The organism is Sinorhizobium garamanticum (assembly GCF_029892065.1).
GTDB lineage: Bacteria > Pseudomonadota > Alphaproteobacteria > Rhizobiales > Rhizobiaceae > Sinorhizobium > Sinorhizobium garamanticum.
The window spans coordinates 406,009-424,914 of sequence record NZ_CP120374.1 but is presented as its reverse complement, the minus strand read 5'-3'; the positions used below and the strand labels follow the sequence as shown (position 1 = coordinate 424,914).

Annotated in this window: 19 protein-coding genes and 1 riboswitch; of the genes, 7 read left to right on the top strand and 12 right to left on the bottom strand. The window is 60.3% G+C overall.

What is annotated here, in order from left to right:
- Nucleotides 1–37 precede the first annotated feature (37 nt).
- The 3 genes from PZN02_RS21900 (at nucleotide 38) to PZN02_RS21890 (ending at nucleotide 2,139) form a co-directional block, all read left to right on the top strand.
- Nucleotides 38–631, top strand: a complete 594-nt coding sequence (locus PZN02_RS21900) for a TetR/AcrR family transcriptional regulator (protein WP_280662777.1) — start codon at nucleotides 38–40, stop codon at nucleotides 629–631.
- A gap of 169 nt (nucleotides 632–800) precedes the next feature.
- Nucleotides 801–903: riboswitch (TPP riboswitch) on the top strand.
- 113 nt (nucleotides 904–1,016) lie between these two features.
- The gene (thiD, locus tag PZN02_RS21895) at nucleotides 1,017–1,811 is read left to right on the top strand and encodes a bifunctional hydroxymethylpyrimidine kinase/phosphomethylpyrimidine kinase (RefSeq protein ID WP_280662776.1); all 795 of its coding nucleotides are present in this window, start codon (nucleotides 1,017–1,019) and stop codon (nucleotides 1,809–1,811) included.
- A 115-nt stretch (nucleotides 1,812–1,926) separates the two neighbouring features.
- Entirely contained in the window at nucleotides 1,927–2,139 is a 213-nt protein-coding gene (locus PZN02_RS21890) for a hypothetical protein (protein ID WP_136507612.1), read from the top strand.
- Nucleotides 2,140–2,264: 125 nt separating this feature from the next.
- Here the strand turns inward: PZN02_RS21890 and PZN02_RS21885 are convergent, their stop codons facing one another.
- The 8 genes from PZN02_RS21885 to PZN02_RS21850 form a co-directional block, all read right to left on the bottom strand.
- Entirely contained in the window at nucleotides 2,265–4,631 is a 2,367-nt protein-coding gene (locus tag PZN02_RS21885; protein WP_280662775.1) for a polysaccharide biosynthesis tyrosine autokinase, read from the bottom strand.
- Nucleotides 4,632–4,685: 54 nt separating this feature from the next.
- Complete coding sequence (locus tag PZN02_RS21880; RefSeq protein ID WP_280662774.1) at nucleotides 4,686–5,591, bottom strand: UTP--glucose-1-phosphate uridylyltransferase; 906 nt, start codon at nucleotides 5,589–5,591, stop codon at nucleotides 4,686–4,688.
- Nucleotides 5,558–6,604 (bottom strand): glycosyltransferase family 2 protein, encoded by a 1,047-nt coding sequence (locus PZN02_RS21875; RefSeq protein ID WP_280662773.1) that lies wholly within the window; start codon nucleotides 6,602–6,604, stop codon nucleotides 5,558–5,560. The genes PZN02_RS21880 and PZN02_RS21875 overlap by 34 nt, the downstream gene beginning before the upstream one ends.
- The gene (locus PZN02_RS21870) at nucleotides 6,601–7,551 is read right to left on the bottom strand and encodes a glycosyltransferase family 2 protein (RefSeq protein WP_280662772.1); all 951 of its coding nucleotides are present in this window, start codon (nucleotides 7,549–7,551) and stop codon (nucleotides 6,601–6,603) included. The genes PZN02_RS21875 and PZN02_RS21870 overlap by 4 nt, the downstream gene beginning before the upstream one ends.
- Nucleotides 7,548–8,540, bottom strand: a complete 993-nt coding sequence (locus tag PZN02_RS21865; RefSeq protein ID WP_280662771.1) for a glycosyltransferase family 2 protein — start codon at nucleotides 8,538–8,540, stop codon at nucleotides 7,548–7,550. The genes PZN02_RS21870 and PZN02_RS21865 overlap by 4 nt, the downstream gene beginning before the upstream one ends.
- The gene (locus PZN02_RS21860; RefSeq protein ID WP_280662770.1) at nucleotides 8,537–9,745 is read right to left on the bottom strand and encodes a glycosyltransferase family protein; all 1,209 of its coding nucleotides are present in this window, start codon (nucleotides 9,743–9,745) and stop codon (nucleotides 8,537–8,539) included. Before PZN02_RS21860 ends, PZN02_RS21865 begins: the two co-directional genes overlap by 4 nt.
- A gap of 109 nt (nucleotides 9,746–9,854) precedes the next feature.
- Complete coding sequence (gene exoK / locus PZN02_RS21855; RefSeq protein WP_280662769.1) at nucleotides 9,855–10,646, bottom strand: endo-1,3-1,4-beta-glycanase ExoK; 792 nt, start codon at nucleotides 10,644–10,646, stop codon at nucleotides 9,855–9,857.
- A 5-nt stretch (nucleotides 10,647–10,651) separates the two neighbouring features.
- On the bottom strand, nucleotides 10,652–11,179 hold the full coding sequence (locus PZN02_RS21850) for a hypothetical protein (RefSeq protein ID WP_280662768.1): 528 nt from the start codon (nucleotides 11,177–11,179) through the stop codon (nucleotides 10,652–10,654).
- Here PZN02_RS21850 and PZN02_RS21845 point away from each other — a divergent pair.
- Nucleotides 11,151–11,699: a hypothetical protein gene (locus tag PZN02_RS21845; RefSeq protein WP_280662767.1), complete on the top strand. Its 549-nt coding sequence runs from the start codon at nucleotides 11,151–11,153 to the stop codon at nucleotides 11,697–11,699. The genes PZN02_RS21850 and PZN02_RS21845 overlap by 29 nt on opposite strands.
- Before the next feature lie 183 nt (nucleotides 11,700–11,882).
- Here the strand turns inward: PZN02_RS21845 and PZN02_RS21840 are convergent, their stop codons facing one another.
- The 4 genes from PZN02_RS21840 to exoX form a co-directional block, all read right to left on the bottom strand.
- Nucleotides 11,883–12,140, bottom strand: coding sequence for a hypothetical protein (locus PZN02_RS21840; protein WP_280662766.1), 258 nt, complete (start codon nucleotides 12,138–12,140; stop codon nucleotides 11,883–11,885).
- On the bottom strand, nucleotides 12,137–12,628 hold the full coding sequence (locus tag PZN02_RS21835; RefSeq protein ID WP_280663328.1) for a thermonuclease family protein: 492 nt from the start codon (nucleotides 12,626–12,628) through the stop codon (nucleotides 12,137–12,139). The genes PZN02_RS21840 and PZN02_RS21835 overlap by 4 nt, the downstream gene beginning before the upstream one ends.
- Before the next feature lie 632 nt (nucleotides 12,629–13,260).
- Nucleotides 13,261–14,286 carry a glycosyltransferase family 2 protein gene (locus tag PZN02_RS21830; RefSeq protein ID WP_280662765.1) on the bottom strand — a complete coding sequence of 342 codons (1,026 nt, stop codon included), beginning with the start codon at nucleotides 14,284–14,286 and terminating at the stop codon, nucleotides 13,261–13,263.
- Nucleotides 14,287–14,506: 220 nt separating this feature from the next.
- On the bottom strand, nucleotides 14,507–14,794 hold the full coding sequence (gene exoX, locus PZN02_RS21825; protein WP_280662764.1) for an exopolysaccharide production repressor ExoX: 288 nt from the start codon (nucleotides 14,792–14,794) through the stop codon (nucleotides 14,507–14,509).
- A gap of 788 nt (nucleotides 14,795–15,582) precedes the next feature.
- Between exoX and PZN02_RS21820 the strand changes: the two genes are divergently transcribed.
- The 3 genes from PZN02_RS21820 to PZN02_RS21810 all read left to right on the top strand — a co-directional run bounded on the left by PZN02_RS21820 (nucleotide 15,583) and on the right by PZN02_RS21810 (nucleotide 18,886).
- A complete protein-coding gene (locus PZN02_RS21820; protein ID WP_280662763.1) occupies nucleotides 15,583–16,263 on the top strand; it encodes a sugar transferase in 681 nt (226 codons plus the stop codon).
- A 62-nt stretch (nucleotides 16,264–16,325) separates the two neighbouring features.
- Complete coding sequence (locus tag PZN02_RS21815; RefSeq protein WP_280662762.1) at nucleotides 16,326–17,597, top strand: polysaccharide biosynthesis/export family protein; 1,272 nt, start codon at nucleotides 16,326–16,328, stop codon at nucleotides 17,595–17,597.
- An 8-nt stretch (nucleotides 17,598–17,605) separates the two neighbouring features.
- A complete protein-coding gene (locus PZN02_RS21810; RefSeq protein WP_280662761.1) occupies nucleotides 17,606–18,886 on the top strand; it encodes an O-antigen ligase family protein in 1,281 nt (426 codons plus the stop codon).
- Nucleotides 18,887–18,906: the final 20 nt, after the last annotated feature.

The window sequence follows — 18,906 nt, the reverse complement described above, 5'->3', positions numbered from 1 at the left end:
ATAAAAGGAATGGAAGGCGAGTGCAAGGAATTTTGTAGTGAGCGATACAAAAAATGTGAAACCGCGCGGCCGACCTCGAGCCTTTGACGTCGACGAAGCCGTGGGCAAGGCGCAGGCGCTGTTCCATCAACGGGGGTATGATGCGGTCAGCCTCACGGACCTGACGGGAGCTCTCGGGATCAATCCGCCGAGCTTCTATGCCGCATTCGGCAGCAAGGCCGATCTCTACGGGCGTGCGCTGGAGCGCTACGCGAAGACGGAAGGCCTGGACTTCGATCATTTGCTCGCGCCGGAAAAGTCATTGGACGACGCGCTGGCGGCGCTGTTCGAAGCAGCAGCGGTGTCCTATACGGCACATCCTGAAGCAACTGGCTGTCTGGTTATCGAAGGTGCGCGCGGCGGTACGGATGCCGTCGCTTGCGACAAGGCAAAGACGCTCTGGCGTCGCAGCCGGCAGGTGGTGCGCGACGCCATCGCCCGGCGAGAGACTGACCGGGCGGACGAGATCGCCGACTATGTGATGGCGGTGCTGGCGGGCATCTCGGCAAGTGCGCGTGACGGTCTCGGCGTTGACCGCCTGCGCGCAATCGGGCGCAGGGCATCACTAGCCTTCGTGTCTGACAGGGCATGATGAAACGGTATCAATTGTCCTACTGCATGACACCTTGATCGGTATCGATTTAGCGATGGCACGCTCGCAGAGATCGCGCGCAACGAGGTTCATGAGGCCTTCGCAGACACCACAGGCGAGCCGACTGGCGACCACGTTGACAGATAGGCACCGCTGTCCGATACAATGCCAACATTCCGAGGGGAGCACTGAGCGGTGCTGAGATGGCGGTGAGCCGGACCCTTGAACCTGATCCGGGTTATGCCGGCGTAGGAACGGGAACAGGGCCTTTGAAGGCGCTCTAGCCACTTCTCCGCGATTTCCTGGATCTCCGTGATGTTCCAATCTGGAGACCGACCATGATGCGCCTTTTTTCGTTTCTATCTGTCGTCACGGTGAAAATCCGATGACGCCAATCGCGCTGACCATCGCAGGCTCCGATTCCGGCGGTGGGGCCGGCATTCAGGCTGACCTCAAGACTTTCTCCGCCCTCGGTGTCTATGGCGCCAGCGTCATCACCGCGGTGACGGCGCAAAATACGAAGGGCGTCGCCGCCGTTGCCGACCTTTCACCGGAAATCGTCACGGCACAGATCGACGCGGTCCTTTCCGATCTCAACGTCGCCGCCGTCAAGATTGGCATGGTCTCGCGCCGGGAGACGATCGCCGCCATCGCCGACGGACTGCGCCGCTTCGGTAAGCAGGTCGTTGTCGATCCGGTCATGGTGGCGACTTCCGGCGACCGGTTGCTGCGGCCGGATGCTGTGGCGGCGCTGGTAGATGAACTCCTGCCGCTGGCACTGGTTGCCACTCCGAACCTGCCGGAGGCCGCATTGCTGACCGGCCGTTCCGTCGCCGAGGACGAAACGGAGATGGCGCGGCAGGCCGAAGCCATTCTCAAGACCGGTGCCCGTTCCGTGCTGGTCAAGGGCGGTCATCGGCGAGGCAGCGAGGCAACGGATCTCTTCTTTGACGGCAACGCGATTGTCCGCCTCCCGGCTGCCCGGATCGAGACGATCAACGATCACGGCACAGGCTGCACGCTTTCGGCGGCCATCGCTGCCGGTCTCGCGCTCGGACGGCCTTTGGTGGAGGCGGTGCGCGAGGCGAAGGCCTACCTGCATGCTGCGCTTTCCGCAGCGAATACCTTGTCGGTGGGCGCAGGACGGGGGCCTGTGCATCACTTCCACCGCTGGTGGTGATGGGACCACCGTATCCCAAGGTCGAATGCGAGCTGCCGCCCCGGTGTCGCCACTGTTGCGACGCAACATGTTTTGGTCCATGGTTAATGGACTGGTTCCACGAAGGCAGCGATATATGCAGTTCCTTGCACGTCGTTTGGAAGCTTTCAACCGAGACGAACTGCCGGATTGGCGTCGGTCGCCGACGGTGTTGGGTCGTGCGCTGCGGCTTGTTCCGAGCCTGCTCGAATTTTTCCTGTTCTATGTCCTGGCACTCGCCATTCTGGCGGGCGTGGTCGCACTGATGGCGCTGGCCTGGATCTTCAGAGTCGATCGAAAGCCGTCGTAGGGCGTTTCGCCAAAAACGGCGGAATTTCAAATCGGTAGATCATTTTGTTGATCCAATGGAACAATGAAAAGATCGAGCGGGGCCGCATCCGCATCCACCTATGGCAGATGCGGACACCCATCGGCTCAAGCTGCGGGGCGGTCCCCGCTGATCGAATGCTCGACATAGTATTTGCCGTAACGATGTCGATATTTCTCGACACCGCCGAAGTCGCTGTACTTCGAAAGCTCATCCATGTCGGTCTTGTTGAGGATAACCCCGAGCACCTTGGAATTGATCTGCGGCTCGGAATGCAGAACGTCGCGCACCAGTCGGGACGGCGTTTTTCCCCATTCGACAACGAAGATGAAACCATCTGCAAGCGAAGCGAAGGCCTTCGCATCCACGACAGGCGCCAGCGGAGCGAGGTCGACGACCACGTAGTCGAACGAGCTGCGTGCATTCTCGATCAAGTTTGCCATGGCAGCCGAGGCGAGCAGTTCGTGGCTCTGATGGGGTTGATGGTTGGACGCCCCGCCGCCGACAGGGAAGATCGCAAGTTTGGTGCGCTGGTCGACCTTGATGCCGGCGGGCCAGGTGGCTTCACCCATCAGCGTCTCGACGAGCCCCGTGCGAGGGGCGGGCGTGATCATCTGGGTGAGGCCGGGCTTGCGGATATCGCCATCGATCAAGAGCGTCCGCTTTCCGCTCGCGGCCAACTGCGCCGCGAAGTTTGCGGCGATGACGGATTTGCCCTCGTCCGGAACCGCGGACACGATCCCGATCACGCGGCTATCGTTGCCGTGCAGCATGTGATCGCAGGCAAGCTTGGCATTCCGGAAGGTCTCGGCAAAGGAGGATTGTGGCGCTTCAAGGACCATGCGCGCCAGGCGCTGAAAGGCCACCGTCTCTTCGCCGATTACTTCTGGTTGCCTGTCGGACGCAAAGCGTGTGCGCACGAGTTCCGCACTCTTCTTCGTCCGCGTACCGATCAACGGCACATAACCGAGCGACTTGTGACCGAGGATGGTGCGCACATCGTCCTCAAGCCGGAAGGTTCTCTCGCGGAACTCCTGGAAGGCGGCGAAGGCGCCGCCGGCCATCAAGCCGAGCACGGCGGAAAGCGCCAGCGTCAGGGTCTTCTTGGGGCTCGACGGGGCGGTGGGAACGCCCGCTTCGGAGATGACCCGAGCCTTGGCGATCGGGAAGGAGCGTTGCTGCGCCGCCTGCTCGTAGCGGCCGAGATAGGACTCGTAAAGCGTCTTCAGCGCCGCCGCCTTCTGCTCCAGCTCCCTCAACTGAACCAATGACTTGCTGGCGTTCGAGTTTTTCCCCACGACCCCTTCGATGCTTTCACGCAACGACTGCTCGCGGGAACGGGCGACCTCGTATTCATTCTTGTAGCTTGCCGTCAGTTGCTGCAGTTCCTGGTAGATCTGCCGTCCCATGTCGGCCTGCTCCGTCCTCAGTGATACGGCCTGCGGGTGGTCCTCGCCAAAGCTCTGAGAGACCTCCTGCTCGCGTTTCACAACAGCGAGATAGCGCGCCCTGAGATCGCGGATAACCATGTTGTCTCCCTCTTTGGGAGAAATGGTCGCGTTGTTGACGGCGGTCTCCGGCCCCTGGTCGATAATCGACTTGAACTGATTGTAGCGCGCCGAGGCGCTGGCCGTGTCGGCCTGGGCGACGATGAGCTGGCTGTTGAGGTCCGACAATTGCTGTTCGGACATCAGCTCGCCGCGTGCGGCGGTCAGACCGTTATCGCTTCTGAACTGCTCAACCTCGAGTGCCGCCGCCAAAGAGCGCTGCCGCAAGTCCGTGAGGCGTTCCTGCAGCCAGACGGAAGCACGTTCGGTCGCTTCGAAATTGGCGTTCAACTGATCGGTGAGATAGGCCTGCGCATAGCCACGCACGACGGTTGCGGCAAGGAGGGGGTCGTTCGACTTATAGGAGAGGGCCACGACGGAGCTTCGCGATACGCGCTCGACCGTCAGGGCCTGTTGGATCAACGCTGCCGCCGCCAGTCGCCGATTTTTGCGTACTACCTCCTCCGAAACCGTGGGACCGGACGAAAAGAGGCCGGTCGCTGTCCTCACCCAATCCTTGACGTACGCAACCGGCGAGCGCGGTGGATTCATGATCGTGGCATTCTCGGAAAGATTGAGTTTGTCGACGACCCGCAAGGCAAGCTCGCCGGACTTCAGAATCTCCACGGCACTCGCGATCTGCGTGTCCAGCATCTGGCTGTTTGCTGGCGTCGGCTCTTCCTCGGCAAATTTCGACAGATTTTCGTCGAGCAGAATTTGCGTCATGGACGTGTATGTCGGCGTCGCAAACAGCAGGTAGGCGACGCCCAGCATGATGAAGAGGACAACAAAGGCCGCAACCAGCTTGGCCCTGCGGGCGGCAATCGCCAGAAGCCGATCAAGATCGATGAAGCCGTCGGATTCTTCTTCGCGGGGCACGATGCTCAGGGGGACACTTCTTTGTTTCATGGGGGCCGCTCTGTTCATTTTTTTCTCCGGTCCGTGAGCCGGCGGCTCCAGGAGCCGCCGGGAAACATTTGCCTATGCCGCGCGGATGCGGCTTTCGTGAGACAAGACGATCTCGCGAATGGATTCGAAAACCATGTCGCCGATATCCGCCCGGCTAAGCGCGAAGGCGACATTCGCTTCGATGAAGCCTTGCTTCGAACCGCAGTCGAAGGTTCTGCCTTCGTAGGGATGGGCGTGGAAGGGCTGATTTGCCGAAAGCTTCAGCATCCCGTCGGTCAGTTGGATTTCGTTGCCTGCGCCGCGTTGCTGGTGCGCGAGGATGGAAAAGATCTCCGGCTGAAGGATGTAGCGTCCGTTGAGATAGTAGTTCGACGGAGCCTCGCCTGCGGCGGGCTTTTCCACCATCTCGGTTACCGCAAAGCCGTGCCGCACTGTTCCGCCCTTGCCGACGATGCCGTATTTGGAGGCGTCTTCGGGCGCGCATTGCTCGACGCCGACGACATTGCCTCCGACCTCCTGGTAGAGATCCATCAGGCCGGCCATGCAGCCGCGTGCGCCGAACGAAACCATGTCGGGAAGCAGCAGCGCGAAAGGCTCGTCGCCAATGAGATCGCGCGCGCACCACACCGCATGGCCAAGGCCGAGCGGAGCCTGCTGTCGTGTGAAGCTCACGGAGCCGGCCGTCGGCAGCATGCTTTCGAGCTCGGAAATCTGCGCATTCTTGCCCGAGCGCGACAGTGACGAGATGAGTTCCGGCGCATCGTCGAAGTGGTCCTCGATCGCCTGCTTGTTGCGGCTGGTGACGAAAACGATGTGTTCGATGCCGGCCTGACGGGCCTCGTCCACGGCGTATTGAACCACGGGCCGATCGACGATCGTCAACATTTCCTTCGGCATGGCCTTCGTTGCGGGAAGGAACCGGGTTCCGTTTCCGGCAACGGGGATCACTGCTTTCCTGACGGTCCTGATGCGGTCCATTCTATCGTCCTTTGCTTATGAGGGCTGTCGCCCAGCGGGGGTGGTTCGGCCGCCGCCGTCATGGGGGCGGTGTTTGCCGAGCGCGCCGCAAGGCGGCGCAGTCGTACGGCGATCGGCATATGCAGATGCCGAAGCGCAAGCGGGTCGGCGAGCGCGGCCTTCAATGCGCCAGCCAACGATCTGTTTTTCAACTGCTCGACCAGGAGGAGAAACGAGCGCGCCTGGTGGAAGCCGCGGGTACGCTTGCGCTGCATTCTCTCCGACAGGATATCAAGGGGGTAGCGACGCAGGAACGCTTCATCGGCGGACATCATGGCGTCGATATGGTCGAGCTTGAGCACGCGTGAGATGGATCCCTCGCGGATATGATAGATATAGCCGGCCGAGGGCTCGATGGCGCAACGGCCGCCAGAGGCAAGCGCCGAGGCAAGCAGGATATAGTCCTCGCCGATCCGGAGCGCCTCGTCGAAACGAAGGTCGTGCTCCTGTAGGAAGTGCCGTTCGAAGACGGGCTTCATGTAGCCGAAGTTGTGCTGCGCGCGGAAGATCACGTTCGACTCGATGAACGCGGGGAGCGTCAAAAGCGGCCGCTTAGCGAGTTCGGCCTCCGCGAACATTCTGACGCTCCGCCCGTCGAGCGAGACGACGTCGAGATTGTCGACGACCACCTGCGCTCCGGTCTTCTCGGCGCGCTCAATCATACGCGCCAGCCGATCCGGCCTCACGGTGTCGTCCGAATCGAGAACCGCGATCCACTTGCCGCGTGCTGCCGCCAATCCGGCATTGCGGGCCCCACCCGGGCCGCGATTTTGCTCGAGAGCAATCAGGCGCACCCTCGGGTCGGCGATTGTCGAAACGATCTCCAACGTCCCGTCCGATGAACGGTCGTCGACGACAACCACTTCGACGGAAACGCCTTCCTGACGAAGTGCGCTCTCGACGGCGCGCACGATGGTGCCCGCGGCATTGTAGGCGGCCACGACAAAGGTGACGTCCGGAACGAGCCCGCTCATTGCGACGTCACCTCCGTTGCTCCGTATTGTTCAAGTTCCTTGTGTCCCAGGAGGCCGCTCACGACGCCGGCATGCATGATCGCGCGCAGCGCAAAACGATAGCGGTGCACGGGCGAGGGCAGGAAAAGCAGGGTCGCCAGCGAGCAATAGGCCGATTTGGCCGAGGCCAGGGCGAGGTTCCACGGCTGCCGTGAACGGTTCGACTTCTCCATCAGCAGGCGGCCGTGCGTCTGGCCGGAGCGAAAGCGACGCTTCGAAAGCCAAGAGAGCGAGGCGCGGTTTTCCGGCACCGGTTCGTGGACCCAGGCTTCCGAGGCGAAAGCGATGGTTCCTCCGGCGTCATGCACCGCGGCGAAGAAGTCCGTGTCCTCGCCGCCGCTCTTGCCGAGTGCGAGCTTGAAGCGACGGCCAATCACCGCCGGAGCTCCGAGGTTCAGCAGAACGTTACAGGTATAGCCGGTGCGAATTTCACCAGCGACCCATACCGGCCGCGTCGAATGAAAATCGCCGCGGCGCATCCACGCGGGCGCCGACGAGTCGTAGCCCGCACGGACGGGGCCCAGAACCGCCTCGGCGCCGGTCGCTCGCGCCGCTTCCAGGAGGGCGGTCAACCACTCTTTCGAAGCGGTCTCATCGTCGTCGATGAAGGCGAGAAAATCGCCTGTGCTGCTGTCAAGGCAGGCATTGCGCGCGAGCGAGATGTTCGACGCCGGGCAATGGACATAGGTAATGTCGAAAGGCATCTCCGCGCGGAGGGCCTCGACGTGAGGCTTTGCGGTCGGTTCGACGTCATTGTCTGCGACGATGATACGGATCACGGCCCTCTCGGGCACGGTGATTGCCGCGAGCGAACGGAGCGTCTGGACTACCTCCGGCCGCCGAAAGGTGCAGACGGCGATATCGATCCGCATCGGATTCTGTGAGGTTTGGTTGATTGCGGCCATCATGGGGTCACCCGAAACCGTCGCAAGTCGAGAAGCTCGCGCCAGAAGCCGGCGGACCAGGCGAGGTGCATGACCATTGCCGAGACCGCGGCCAGCGGCCCATAGGGATTTCGCTGGCCGAGCGCCATCCATGCGCCATAACCGAGGCACGCGACAGCCCAGACGCCGAACGGAATGACGGCGATCCAGTTGACGACCGCAAGCAGTGCCCCGACCGCCACGGGCGCGACCGCCAGCGGCAGCATCTGTCGCAAGCCGGGCATGGCGCGATGCTTGAGGATGTTCTTTGCGCGGCCGCGGCCATAACCGAAATACTGCCGGAAGAGCGGACCGACCTTCGCGCGCGGGTAGTAGACCATGTTCGTCTTGTCGGTCATCCAGATGCGGTACCCGGCTTTCGCCAAGCGGTAATCCAGTTCGGCATCTTCATTGTGGCTGAAGGTCTCGTCGTAGCCTCCGACCGCCTGGAAAGCTGCGATGCGCATGAGCGCGTGGTGTCCGTGTTCGGCCCAGTGACCGGCAGCGCCGGCCCGGTGTTTGGAGCCGCCGTTGCCAAGCGTCGAGTTCTGGGCGAAGGCGGTTGCCTTCTGAAAGGTGCTGAAGCCAACCGTCTGCATCGCCACGACCACCGAGTCGGCGTCGGTCGCCACGGCCTCTTCGACGAGACGCTGGCAATAGTCGTCCGGGTAGCTCCCGTGCGCGTCGACGCGGATCAGGTAGTCGAAGGAGGATCCAAGTTCCGAAACGGCGCGGTTGATCGCGGCGCTCTGTATGCGCTTCGGGTTGTCGAGGAAAAGGACACGTTCGTCCTCGGCGGCAAGGCGGCTGGCGATCTTGCGCGTGCCGTCGGTGCTGCCGCCGTCGACGATCGCAATCTTCGCGTTCAGCGGCTCCAGCGACGGGCGCAGTCTTGCGACCAGCCCCTCGATGTGCTCGGCCTCATTGAGGCAAGGAATGACGATCAGGCTGGAGGTCAAGCGGTTCGTGTTCATAGCAATCCACCCTCGTTGTGGCGGGGCTCCGGTATGGCCGGAGTCGGCATTGCTTGTGTCGTTTCGACAGCGAGTGCCGCGAGGCGCCGCACCAGCGCCTCGCAGTCCGTGCGGTCGAAGACCCAAGTCCCGGGGTTGCATTGGGCGACGCCGTTAGCCGCCTCGATGTATCGATCTGGCGTCATCGATCCGATTAGCGTGGAGAGGCTCTCTGCGTTGGCCTCTTCCAGCACCAGTCCGATGCCACGCACCGACAGGAAACGTGCGGTCTCCGTGCCCTTCATGGCGATCGGCACCCGTCCGTAACGGCATCCCTCATAGAGGCGGTTCGGCAGCAGCCATGCGGAATTCTGGCCCTCCTCGAAGAAATCGATCGCCCATGTGAAGTGGACACCCCCATAAATGTCGGCGAGATCTTCCGGATTGCGATAGGCGCCGTCGAAGCTCATGAAGGGCTCATTCCGGACGAATGCGTCAAAATCCGCGAATTCAGAGTAGGCAGGCCTGCCCCGCAAAACGATTTCGAAGCGGCCTTCCATCTTTCGGGAGAACTCGGCGAGCAGCGCGAGGGACTTGGCGCAGCGCAAGGCCCCGAACCAGCCGATCTTCCATGGAGGACCGGGCACCGGGCATTGCGCGGAATCGGCGACCCGATCCGCAGGGCCATCGATTTCGAGGACCTTGTTTTCGAGAAGCAGCGCCGGCGCATCGAGCCCCGAGAGCGGGCGGAAATAGTGTTCGATGAAGGCTGGCGAGCTGGTGATCAGCCAGCGCGCGTCACGTCCGAGACGAGCCTCGGTGGCACGCAGCGCACGCCCGACGACGTCCTTGCGTAGGAGCAAGCGGTGTATGTCGAGGCACTCGTAGACAATCGGAACCTGGCCGCCGAAAAGCGTGACTGCCCGCTTGGCAATGGCGAGCATCTCGAGATTGCGCGCGATGATCAGGTCGGGTTTGCCGACATTCGCGAGCTTGCTCTTCAGTGAGAGGCAGGCAGCGGCAACCGCGCCGATGCGCTGCGCGAAGCGACCGTCGGCCGTAACCCCCAGTTCGATCGGCTCGATGCCAGGCATGGCCGCGAGCGAATTGGCGTCCCGGCGAAACCCGGCAAGCGTCACATTCGCGCCGCCCGCGACAAGCGTCAGAATCCGACGGCGTACCGCAGGATCGGTTAGGTCCTGTGCCAAATAAAGTATCTGCAGCATGAAAACATCCGTTTCCGTGCTCAGCCCGAGCCGAGCTTAGTTCAGTTTTTTGTGCGCCGCAACAAATTGCTGCATATGCTCAATCGTTGGTCAAATGCTCAGAATCCGCTCAATCCATGCGGCAGGCGACTGACTCGGCGAACTGGCACTCGTCGCCAGGAGCCGTGAAGGCGACGCGATCGACCTGAAGCGTCGTCGGCTCCTTGTAGGAAAATGTGCCCATCCAGTCGCTGAGGGTATCCGTTCCCCAAAGGCTGAAGAAGATCTTCTGCGCGTTTGACGGGATCTTCGCCGGATCCGTGACCTCATGGACCAACTCACCGTTGACGTAATAGCGGATCCGTTCCTTCTCCCAGACAAAGGCGTAGTCGTTGAAGCCCTGGTTGGCCCCGCCGGGAACATCCGCGAGATATTCGTTGCCGCCCTTGGCCGAGACATATTGATTGACCTGGACCTTCGCCGGATTCTTGCCGAGCACTTCGAAATCGATCTCGTCGTGCGGCTTCTTGTCGGCTGGACCGATATACGTGAAGAAGGCTGAGTTCAGCCCGGACCCGTCCGCTGTCTTGATCCGCGCCTCATAGGTGCCGTAGCCAAAGCGCTTGCGGGTCTGAATTTCACCGCAGGCGAAATTGCGTTCGCCCTCCTTTCGATGCTCGAAGGTAAGTTCCAGAATGCCGTTGTTTATCTTCACCTGCTTCTTGGACCAGGTGCAGTTCTGGTGGGCGCCATTGTTCCATCCGTCCGAGACAAACCAGAAGCCGGTATTCAAACCGTCGAAATCGTCCATGAAGGACGCGCCATTGGCGCCCGGCTGGGCGGCCGCCGTTCCAGCGAGGCCGGCGAGCGGGAGCGTGACAAGTGTGAGGTAGCGCAGGCGCGCATAACAGTCGGATATCATTGTCATTACCTTTGTTGCGGCGAATAGCTCGCATGTCCGCCAGCTTGTGGCGGAAGCGCCATTCGCCCTGTACCTCCTCGGCTGCCCGTGAGGGCGCCGAGCAGGTCGGGTGCCAGTCGCACCATTTGATTGTGGGAAGCGACCAGGATTGCGATCACCAGGATCGGCATCGTGAAGTAGAGAAGGGGGTAGTCGCGCGGCGTTGCGTGCACAACATCCGACAAGTGACCGAAGCCGATGCCGTTGAGCTGCGCAACATAGACCGCGAGAAACAACGCCCCGCTCCAGATGAGGAACGGCCGCAGCATCGTTTTCGCCTTCAACGTGTTCCAATAGTCGAAGCTGTCTATGCCCCGCCTGAAGAGGAGATAGCCCGCGATCGCACCGAGGCACGGTACGCCCTCCCGGAACAGGCTTTCGCCGAGATAGACGCGAACCCAGTCCAGAAAGCCGTATGCACCCAGGAACAGGCTCGTCTGCGGATCAAACGGGATGTGCACCAACATGATGCTGGAAAGCAGCACGATGCGCATCAGATCGATCCGCGACGAAACATTCGCGTCCATACCCACGATGTCAGTCACTCCCTATCTGGCAGCGCCTCGGCGGCAGCCGTTTCAACAGAGCAGTCTTGAGCTCGTGGGACATAAACTAGGGCATCGGCAAAGAAAAAATATGGCGGTGCAACAGAAAAATGCAACGAATCATGCTGCACTGCACCTAAGCGGCGAACCCGTGGAAAACCGGCGGTCACCGCTTCATGCCGTCGTTCTTCGAAAAACCTCGGTTTCGTCGCATGTTGCAGAAATTGTGCCCCGCAAAATTCTGGGACAAGCAAAGGTTGAGTTGCAGAAATATGATTTTTTTAATCGATTGTTTTTTTTGACAGCCAATCGGGCGTTGGAGCGGCGACGCGGTGAATTGCGGCAAGGTTTGGGCAGCTTTTCGGCGTTCGCTCGAAGACCGAATCGGCAGGCGGCAAAGCCGTTGAACATGCTCGAATATTTGGCGTCACGCCTATTGCATGATTCCTCAAATCGGAAATCGATTTGAGGACAAAATCATGCAGTGCTTCAAAGCGCTCCAGCGACCTTTGCGCGTCTCGAAAGACGCGCGGCGCTATAAGCCCGCTTGACAGGAGCCTTGCTGATTCCGCGCGCTGGGACACGGCTGGATCTCAATCATTGCACCAACCCCGAGGCCGCCGCCAAATCCGCCTGCGCGGTGTCTGTCGCGTCAGTCGTCGTCGTGCTTCGCGGAAACGGTTCGCGTCTCGTTCTCCACGAGAGGTCTGGCGATCTCTTCCGCGTCGTCCTTGCGCTTCTCGGCCACTGCCTTTTCTTCTGATTTCAGCGAGGGCATCAAAAGCGCAACGATGATGCCTATCGGGCCAAGTACACAACCAATCAGCAACCAGCGAAGACTGTGTCCGCCCCTGAGCGCGGCCACGACCGCGGTCACGATGCTGCATAAGATCCAGATTTCAATGATCATCGATTTTCGCTTGCTGCCTTCAAACACGTCGGCTTTCGGTTCACGCGCCCGGGCGGTGCCGGACATGACTGGCCGAACTGACTGCGCCAAATGCCGGCGCCGGCCGAACGGGCGGTCGCCTGCGCGTCAGCATAGACGCCCTTGCTGTGCTCTTCCCGGTCGACTGCATTACCGGTCTCCACCAGCCAGCGGTTCACGTCTTTGCCGTCGGCGCGAAAGCAGGTGCCGACAAAGCGGCCATAACGATCGCGCCTGACGGGTTCGCAGCGCGTAGGACGGGAAGCCGCCAGAAACGCGTTCAAAGCGGAAGCCGCCTCGTCGCCGCATCGGTAGTCCAGGCCTTTCTCATCCGAGCAGACCTGCCAGCTTTCCGGTGCGTCGACGTCGCTGAACTGGATCCGCTCGCCAGCGATTTCAATGGTATCGCCATCGATTACCGCCGCGTCACCAATGATCGGCTCGTCCGCTTGCGCACTGTTCGCCGTCATCAGCAGAACCAGGAAAAGTTTAATTTTCCCCTTCGTTACTGGAGACGAGGCGACGTTGCAACTCGATTTCATTCGGAGCTGGAAGGAAGGACGCCTGTTGCCGAAAGCCGTTGCGGCCATCCCTATGCCGATCATGCGCAGTTCCCATCCAGCCTCAGTCCTCTATCAGCCTAACGCAGGCAGCCCGCGGTTGGCATCCTGCAAAACTTGGGGTTAATGGCCGCGTAAAGCGCATTACCGCTGATTGAGCCTGCAGCGGCGAGGCAGAGATGTGGAGGCAGGCGGTGGGCCGAGGCGTTCGGGCAACAAAAAGGCCGGGACACCCCGACCTTTTCCTCTTCGCTGCTCTATCTGCCAGTACATCCGTGGTCAGCGTACCGAGCGCGAAGCCTGCCCGCAGGTTTGGCCATCTCGCCGACATCTGAACGGGCAATTTGTCGAGGCGGATGTGGGAGTTCCAAAGAGCGATTGCAAGAGCGGCCGCGCCCAATCTTTTCGGATGTTACTCGACGGAAGCCGCACTCCCGTGACTGGCGAGCACGCGCCAATTCATGGAGTTTCCGCAATAGCGGTCGCTCTGTCCAAGCGATAAATGGGAGTAGCCCAATTCCCTGCGAACGTTTGAGCTTCCGCTATTCTCCCGGCTCGATCATAGGCGAGTCAAGCAGATAGCGGATGGCACCCGAGCCTCCGAGCGCGACCGGCGCAGAGGATTGGCGGGGCCGGAAACGTTCGGTCTTGTCGGCAAGGATCCCGCCGACGATCGCCGGAAGCGCACCGGGATTTGTAAGCCCATAACCTATCGCGCTCATGAAGCCTGCCTGGTTCTTGAGATCGAGGAAATGCCGCAGTTCATAGCGGTCCCGGATGTGGCGCTCATGGCGCCGAATGGCGGTGGCGGCATCGGCGCTCAATGGGCCTTCGTTAAGGATCGCCCGATCCGCTTCGTAGAGCCGCCTCAGGTCTGCCGTGCGATGGCTGCCGCTCAACGAATTGCCCCGGACGACGGCGGCATAGCCGCAGCTGTGGATGATCTTGTAGCGTGCACCCTTGGCGAGCGCTCTGGCATAGAGGTCATAGTCTTCACCGAGGCGCAGGTCTTCCTTGTAGCGGAGCCGATGGTTATCGAGGAACGAGCGCCGCATCAGCGGCTTAAGGAAGCCGATCTCGCCGCGGCGAACGCCGCGCCTGGAGATATTGCCTTCGACGAAACCGACTAGATCGAGCACGCGTGGACTAGGCGTGAAGCGGACGACCTTGCGGTGGGCGGTCTCGGCCTCGCTGGCGTCGATGAACGCGATATTGTCCGCGATGAAGTCCCAGCCATCTTCTGAAAGAAGCTGGCGAAGCCGACCCGGAAAAAAGAAGTCGTCCGCATCCAAGATGCCAAGGACGGGGGATCGCGAGATCGCGATGGCGTGATTGCGGGCGGCGGCGGGGCCGCGGTTTTCTTCGAAGCGCACGACGTTCAACCGACCGGTTCCGTCGTCGGCGGCGCGTGCCGTCCGGGGCGTGTCATCGGTCGAACCGTCGTCTATGACGATGACTTCCGCGGCTTCGGGTTCGGCCAGAGCGGAGGCGATCGCCTTGGCGATTGTGTCGGCGGCGTTCTTTGCGGCGATGATAATGCAGACATTCGTCGGCGCGGCTGCGGTCATACGGGCCTCCAGCAGGTGATCGAAATGCGTCGGTGTAGTGCAAGTTCACCGAACCTGCAGAACATGTCCGCAGATCATGTCGCAAACGCGTCAAGCGTAAAGTTTTTTGCAATGCGGCAAAATGCGGCAGCGAAGCCGCGAACGCATCGCGCTCATAGAGACGACCCACAAAGCGGATGATGCATGCCGCCGAATATGTGCAGCGGGATCGGAACGGGCCTTAGGGATTGGAGTGGCCCGGGCGGTTCAGACGGCTGATGGAAACCTTGCCCGAGTTGTCGTTGGACACCGAATCGACCGGCACCTTGCTGGGAGATAAATTCCGCCTTTCGCGCGCCTCCTTCCAGACCAGGAAAACGACAGCGACGAAATATCCGACCTGCATGAGCACGGCGCAGATCAATGTCTGTAATGCGGTTGAGACCAGCGAGCCGTTCAGTACGTAGGTTGCGATGGCAAAGGCCATCAATGCGCCGATCATGCTAACGAAGACGCGGGGTGCGAACATCGCGCTACCCCGCCTTTTGATTTTCGATTGCAATGGTCATTGGACTCTTAGCCCTCTCCTCCTGCCGTTAACAATATATTAGGGGTTTCTTTTTTCTTCAACACGCAAACTCAACTTTGTCGCTACTCTCTCTATCGCGAAAACCTTTCCGTCCTCTTTCATCCTCAAAAGCAGGGAATCACGTTGGGGTGATTTGCGGCTTGGTGAGTACAAACAAGAGTTGAATATCGAGTGAACGCACCAGAACTGCGCGAATGCCGGATTCAAAAATGGTTCCTTGACGGGTCCCCTAAATTGTCAGGGGGAATTGCGAACTCATTCTGATTGCTGCATCTTTCGGCTCAGCGAAAACGTTTTTAGCGGATCAACTTTTGTTACAACTCACGCACAGAAAGCGTGAGGAAAATGTGCACTGCAATATGATGATGCAATGCAAAAAGCTGAGCCGGAATTAGCCCTTGTCAATTTCGTGCCGGCGGCGCCTCCGCCCGTCAGAGTGAAACGACGATCCGTTTCCTGTAATACTTCGCGATCCGAAAGAATTAAATCGCGCCGATGTTTCAACGTTGCAATCGTGTGACAAATTGTCGTAATTATAAATTTCAGATCGTTATAATTAAATTTTAGTAATAGTGCCTGCGTCCGATCGGTCAAAACGGTTTGGAGACGGGGCGCGGCGACGCCGCCTTGATTTCGCCTTCAAAAAACAAATTCTCACCATACACTCGCGCTAGATGACCCGCGTCCTGCGGGACCGACAATCGCAAAACGTAAATGGAGTCACCTCTATGAAGTCCGCGACTCGCTCGGCCAGTTCGCCGTTTTTCATCGCAAAAGAGACCGGGGTATTCCGGCCGATCGGCGGCATATCAAAACGAAGTTTTGACATTGCCGCTGCGTCCTTGGCTCTCATCTTCTTCAGCCCGCTCTTCCTGCTCATCATGGCGCTCGTGAAGCTCTCTGATGGCGGGAGTGTTTTCTATGGACACCGTCGCATCGGTCACAACGGTCAGGCCTTCAAGTGCCTGAAATTCCGGACGATGATGCAGAACGGCGATGGTGTGCTGCAAGACTATTTCAAGGAGAATCCTGACGCCTACGAAGAGTGGCGTACGACCCGCAAGCTGCAGGACGACCCGCGGGTAACCGCTGTGGGTGCCGTGTTGCGCAAGCTTAGCCTCGACGAGCTGCCGCAGCTCCTCAACATTCTCCGCGGCGAGATGAGCGTGGTCGGTCCGCGCCCGGTCGTAGAGGACGAGCTCGAGCTTTATGATTCGGCTGCCGTCTACTACCTGCGTTCCCGGCCTGGTCTGACCGGCCTTTGGCAGATCAGCGGCCGTAACGACGTATCCTACGCGGCCAGAGTGGCCTTCGACACGCAATACGTCCAGAACTGGTCGCTCCTTGCCGACCTTGCCATCGTCGTCAAGACGATCCCTGCCGTCTGCTTCTCCCGCGGCAGCTATTGAAACCTTGGCACTGAATGACCCTCCGGGGTCGAGACAGTGTCAGGCATCAGGAAATCACGAAAATGCAACCTATCAAAATTTCGGGGACGTTCGGCGTCTCCAAAAAGCTTTCCTGTTTCGCCCGCGTCGTGCTGATCGCGGTCATCGCCGCTTCAGGAGCGACCGCGGCACAAGCCGACGAATATCGGCTTGGCGCTATGGACAAGCTGCGTGTGCGCGTTGCCGAGTGGCAGACGGCCCAGGGCGCGGTGCGCGACTGGTCGGCCGTCAGCGGCGAATACACGATCGGCGCGTCGGGTAATCTATCGCTGCCTTTTGTCGGCGACCTGCCTGCCTCAGGCAAGACGACGACGGAAGTCGCGGCCGAGATCGGCATCCAGATGCAGAAGCTTTTTGGTCTGCGCGACCGGCCTTCGGCGTCCGTCGAAATGGCGCAGTACCGTCCCGTCTACCTTACCGGCGAGGTGGAGACCCCGGGCGAGTATCCCTATGTGCCGAACATGACCGTGCTCAAGGCCGTCAGCCTCAGCGGCGGGTTGCGCCGCGCCGAAAGCGGCGGGCGTTTTGTCCGCGACTACATCACCGCGAGCGGCGAATCTGCCGTGCAGGTCGCGGAGCGCAACAGGCTGCTCATCCGCCGCGCCCGGCTCCAGGCTGAGATCGGCAAGCGCAACAAGATCGAATTGCCCAGCGAACTCAAGAACGCTGAGGGGATTGAAAAGCTGCTCGCCAACGAGACGGCTTTGATGGAGTCGCGTGACAAGCGCCAGGAGCGACAACTGGACGCTCTTGCCGATCTTAAATCGCTTCTTCAAAGCGAGATCGAGTCGCTTGGGAAAAAATCAGAGACGCAGGCTCGCCAGCTTGAACTCGTCATGGAAGATCGCGAGAAGGTCGACAGCCTCGCCGAAAAGGGACTGGCTTTGAGCCAGCGCAAACTCGCGCTCGAACAAAGGGTTGCGGATGTCCAGTCGTCGCTGCTCGACATCGACACCAATTCGCTCAAGGCAAAGCAGGATTACAACAAGGCGACGCAGGACGAGACCAATCTCCGCAACGATTGGGACGAGCAACTCGCCCAGGAACTGCAAAACACCGAGGCTGAACTCGACACGCTCACGCTGAAGGCCGGCACCAGTCGCGACCTGATGGCCGAGGCACTGCTGCAATCGGCCGAAGCGGCACAATTGGAAGAACAAAATTCCGAGGCGAACATCACCTATTCGATCATCCGTGAAGAAGATGGCAAGCCCACGGAGATCGCGGCGGACGAGAACACCGAGGTGCTGCCCGGAGACGTCATCAAGGTAAGCGCTGCGCTGGCGATGCGGTGAGTTCCAGCATGCGGATTTCGAAGGCGAGCCTCGTCAGTCCCGGGACGAATCAGCTTTACGGCACGCTGGCCGTGGCGCTGTCGTTGTTCGTCTTCGCCTATTCGCCGCGTTTCGGACAGGTCTCGATCCTGCTCTATTACGCTTTATGGTTGCCTCTGGTCCTCGTCGACTACCGCAAGGTGCTAGGCAACTACGGCAAGTATCTCTGGATCGTCGCCTTCACTGTCTTTGCCTGTCTTTCGTTCTTCTGGTCGGCGGCGCCCGGGATGACGATGCGCACAGGAGTGCAGTATCTCAGCCACGTCGTCTGTGCGCTGATCGCCATGCGGACGATCGACATCCCGACCCTGACGCGCGGAGGGATCGCCGGCGTCGCCCTTGTCCTTCTCTATTCGCTGGTTTTCGGCGTGTATCACTATGATCCGCTGGACGGTACGTTCAGTTTTGTCGGCGCCTTCTCATCGAAGAACCAACTGGGCTTCTACGCGTCGTTAGGCATCTATTTCGCCTTCGTTGCCGTTTTCACCCTTGGCGAGCGCGGCGTCTGGATGGCGGCGGCGGGTGTCTCCGGGTTGATCTCTGCCTACTCGCTGCTGGCCTCGCAGTCGGCGACCTCGGTCCTGACGACTGTAGCAATCATCGGTCTTTCCCTCGGAATGCGGGTGATATCCACCCTGCGGCCGTCAAACCGCAAGGGCCTTTTCCTCGCTGCGGCAATGTTCAGCGTCGTCGCAGCCGTTGCGATCGCCTATAGCGGCGGCATCGATGTGGTACTTGGCGCCTTCGGCAAGAATTCGACCCTCACCGGCCGCACCTATCTCTGGCAGCAGGGCATAGAGGCGGCAATGGAGTCGCCGATCTTCGGGGGCGGCTACCAGGCCTACTGGATCCAGGGATTTTCGGAGGCGGAGCGGCTTTGGGAAGAATTTTACATCACCGCACGCTCCGGCTTCCATTTTCATAATACCTATATCGAGGCAATCGTGGAAACGGGGGCGATCGGCCTCCTGCTGCTGACCATGGTATTGGTCACGACGGTTTTCGGCCACCTGAAGCGATTGCTTTCGGAAGAACGCGATCCGGATTCGATGGTGCTCTTCGGCATAGCAATACTGCTTCTCATCCGATCTTTCGTCGAGGTCGACATTCTTAACCCGTATCACGTCGGGTCGTTCTTGCTGTATTTCTCGGCGGGCAAGCTGACGATCAAGCGCACGCGACCGACCATGAACTGGCTATGGCCGGAAGACGGGCGTTCCACAGCCTACAGAGTTCGTTTCAGCGCATAATCGGACAATACTGCGTCGTG

Coding starts and splice junctions, on each gene's coding strand:
- PZN02_RS21835 (WP_280663328.1), bottom strand. CDS start 12,628: ATGACGGCGAACAGTGCGCAAGCGGACGAGCCGATCATTGGTGACGCG.
- thiD (WP_280662776.1), top strand. CDS start 1,017: ATGACGCCAATCGCGCTGACCATCGCAGGCTCCGATTCCGGCGGTGGG.
- PZN02_RS21830 (WP_280662765.1), bottom strand. CDS start 14,286: ATGACCGCAGCCGCGCCGACGAATGTCTGCATTATCATCGCCGCAAAG.
- PZN02_RS21850 (WP_280662768.1), bottom strand. CDS start 11,179: ATGCGCATCGTGCTGCTTTCCAGCATCATGTTGGTGCACATCCCGTTT.
- PZN02_RS21820 (WP_280662763.1), top strand. CDS start 15,583: ATGAAGTCCGCGACTCGCTCGGCCAGTTCGCCGTTTTTCATCGCAAAA.
- PZN02_RS21890 (WP_136507612.1), top strand. CDS start 1,927: ATGCAGTTCCTTGCACGTCGTTTGGAAGCTTTCAACCGAGACGAACTG.
- PZN02_RS21810 (WP_280662761.1), top strand. CDS start 17,606: ATGCGGATTTCGAAGGCGAGCCTCGTCAGTCCCGGGACGAATCAGCTT.
- PZN02_RS21845 (WP_280662767.1), top strand. CDS start 11,151: ATGATGCTGGAAAGCAGCACGATGCGCATCAGATCGATCCGCGACGAA.
- PZN02_RS21880 (WP_280662774.1), bottom strand. CDS start 5,591: ATGGACCGCATCAGGACCGTCAGGAAAGCAGTGATCCCCGTTGCCGGA.
- PZN02_RS21875 (WP_280662773.1), bottom strand. CDS start 6,604: ATGAGCGGGCTCGTTCCGGACGTCACCTTTGTCGTGGCCGCCTACAAT.
- PZN02_RS21815 (WP_280662762.1), top strand. CDS start 16,326: ATGCAACCTATCAAAATTTCGGGGACGTTCGGCGTCTCCAAAAAGCTT.
- exoK (WP_280662769.1), bottom strand. CDS start 10,646: ATGATATCCGACTGTTATGCGCGCCTGCGCTACCTCACACTTGTCACG.
- exoX (WP_280662764.1), bottom strand. CDS start 14,794: ATGTTCGCACCCCGCGTCTTCGTTAGCATGATCGGCGCATTGATGGCC.
- PZN02_RS21840 (WP_280662766.1), bottom strand. CDS start 12,140: ATGATCATTGAAATCTGGATCTTATGCAGCATCGTGACCGCGGTCGTG.
- PZN02_RS21870 (WP_280662772.1), bottom strand. CDS start 7,551: ATGATGGCCGCAATCAACCAAACCTCACAGAATCCGATGCGGATCGAT.
- PZN02_RS21865 (WP_280662771.1), bottom strand. CDS start 8,540: ATGAACACGAACCGCTTGACCTCCAGCCTGATCGTCATTCCTTGCCTC.
- PZN02_RS21860 (WP_280662770.1), bottom strand. CDS start 9,745: ATGCTGCAGATACTTTATTTGGCACAGGACCTAACCGATCCTGCGGTA.
- PZN02_RS21885 (WP_280662775.1), bottom strand. CDS start 4,631: ATGAACAGAGCGGCCCCCATGAAACAAAGAAGTGTCCCCCTGAGCATC.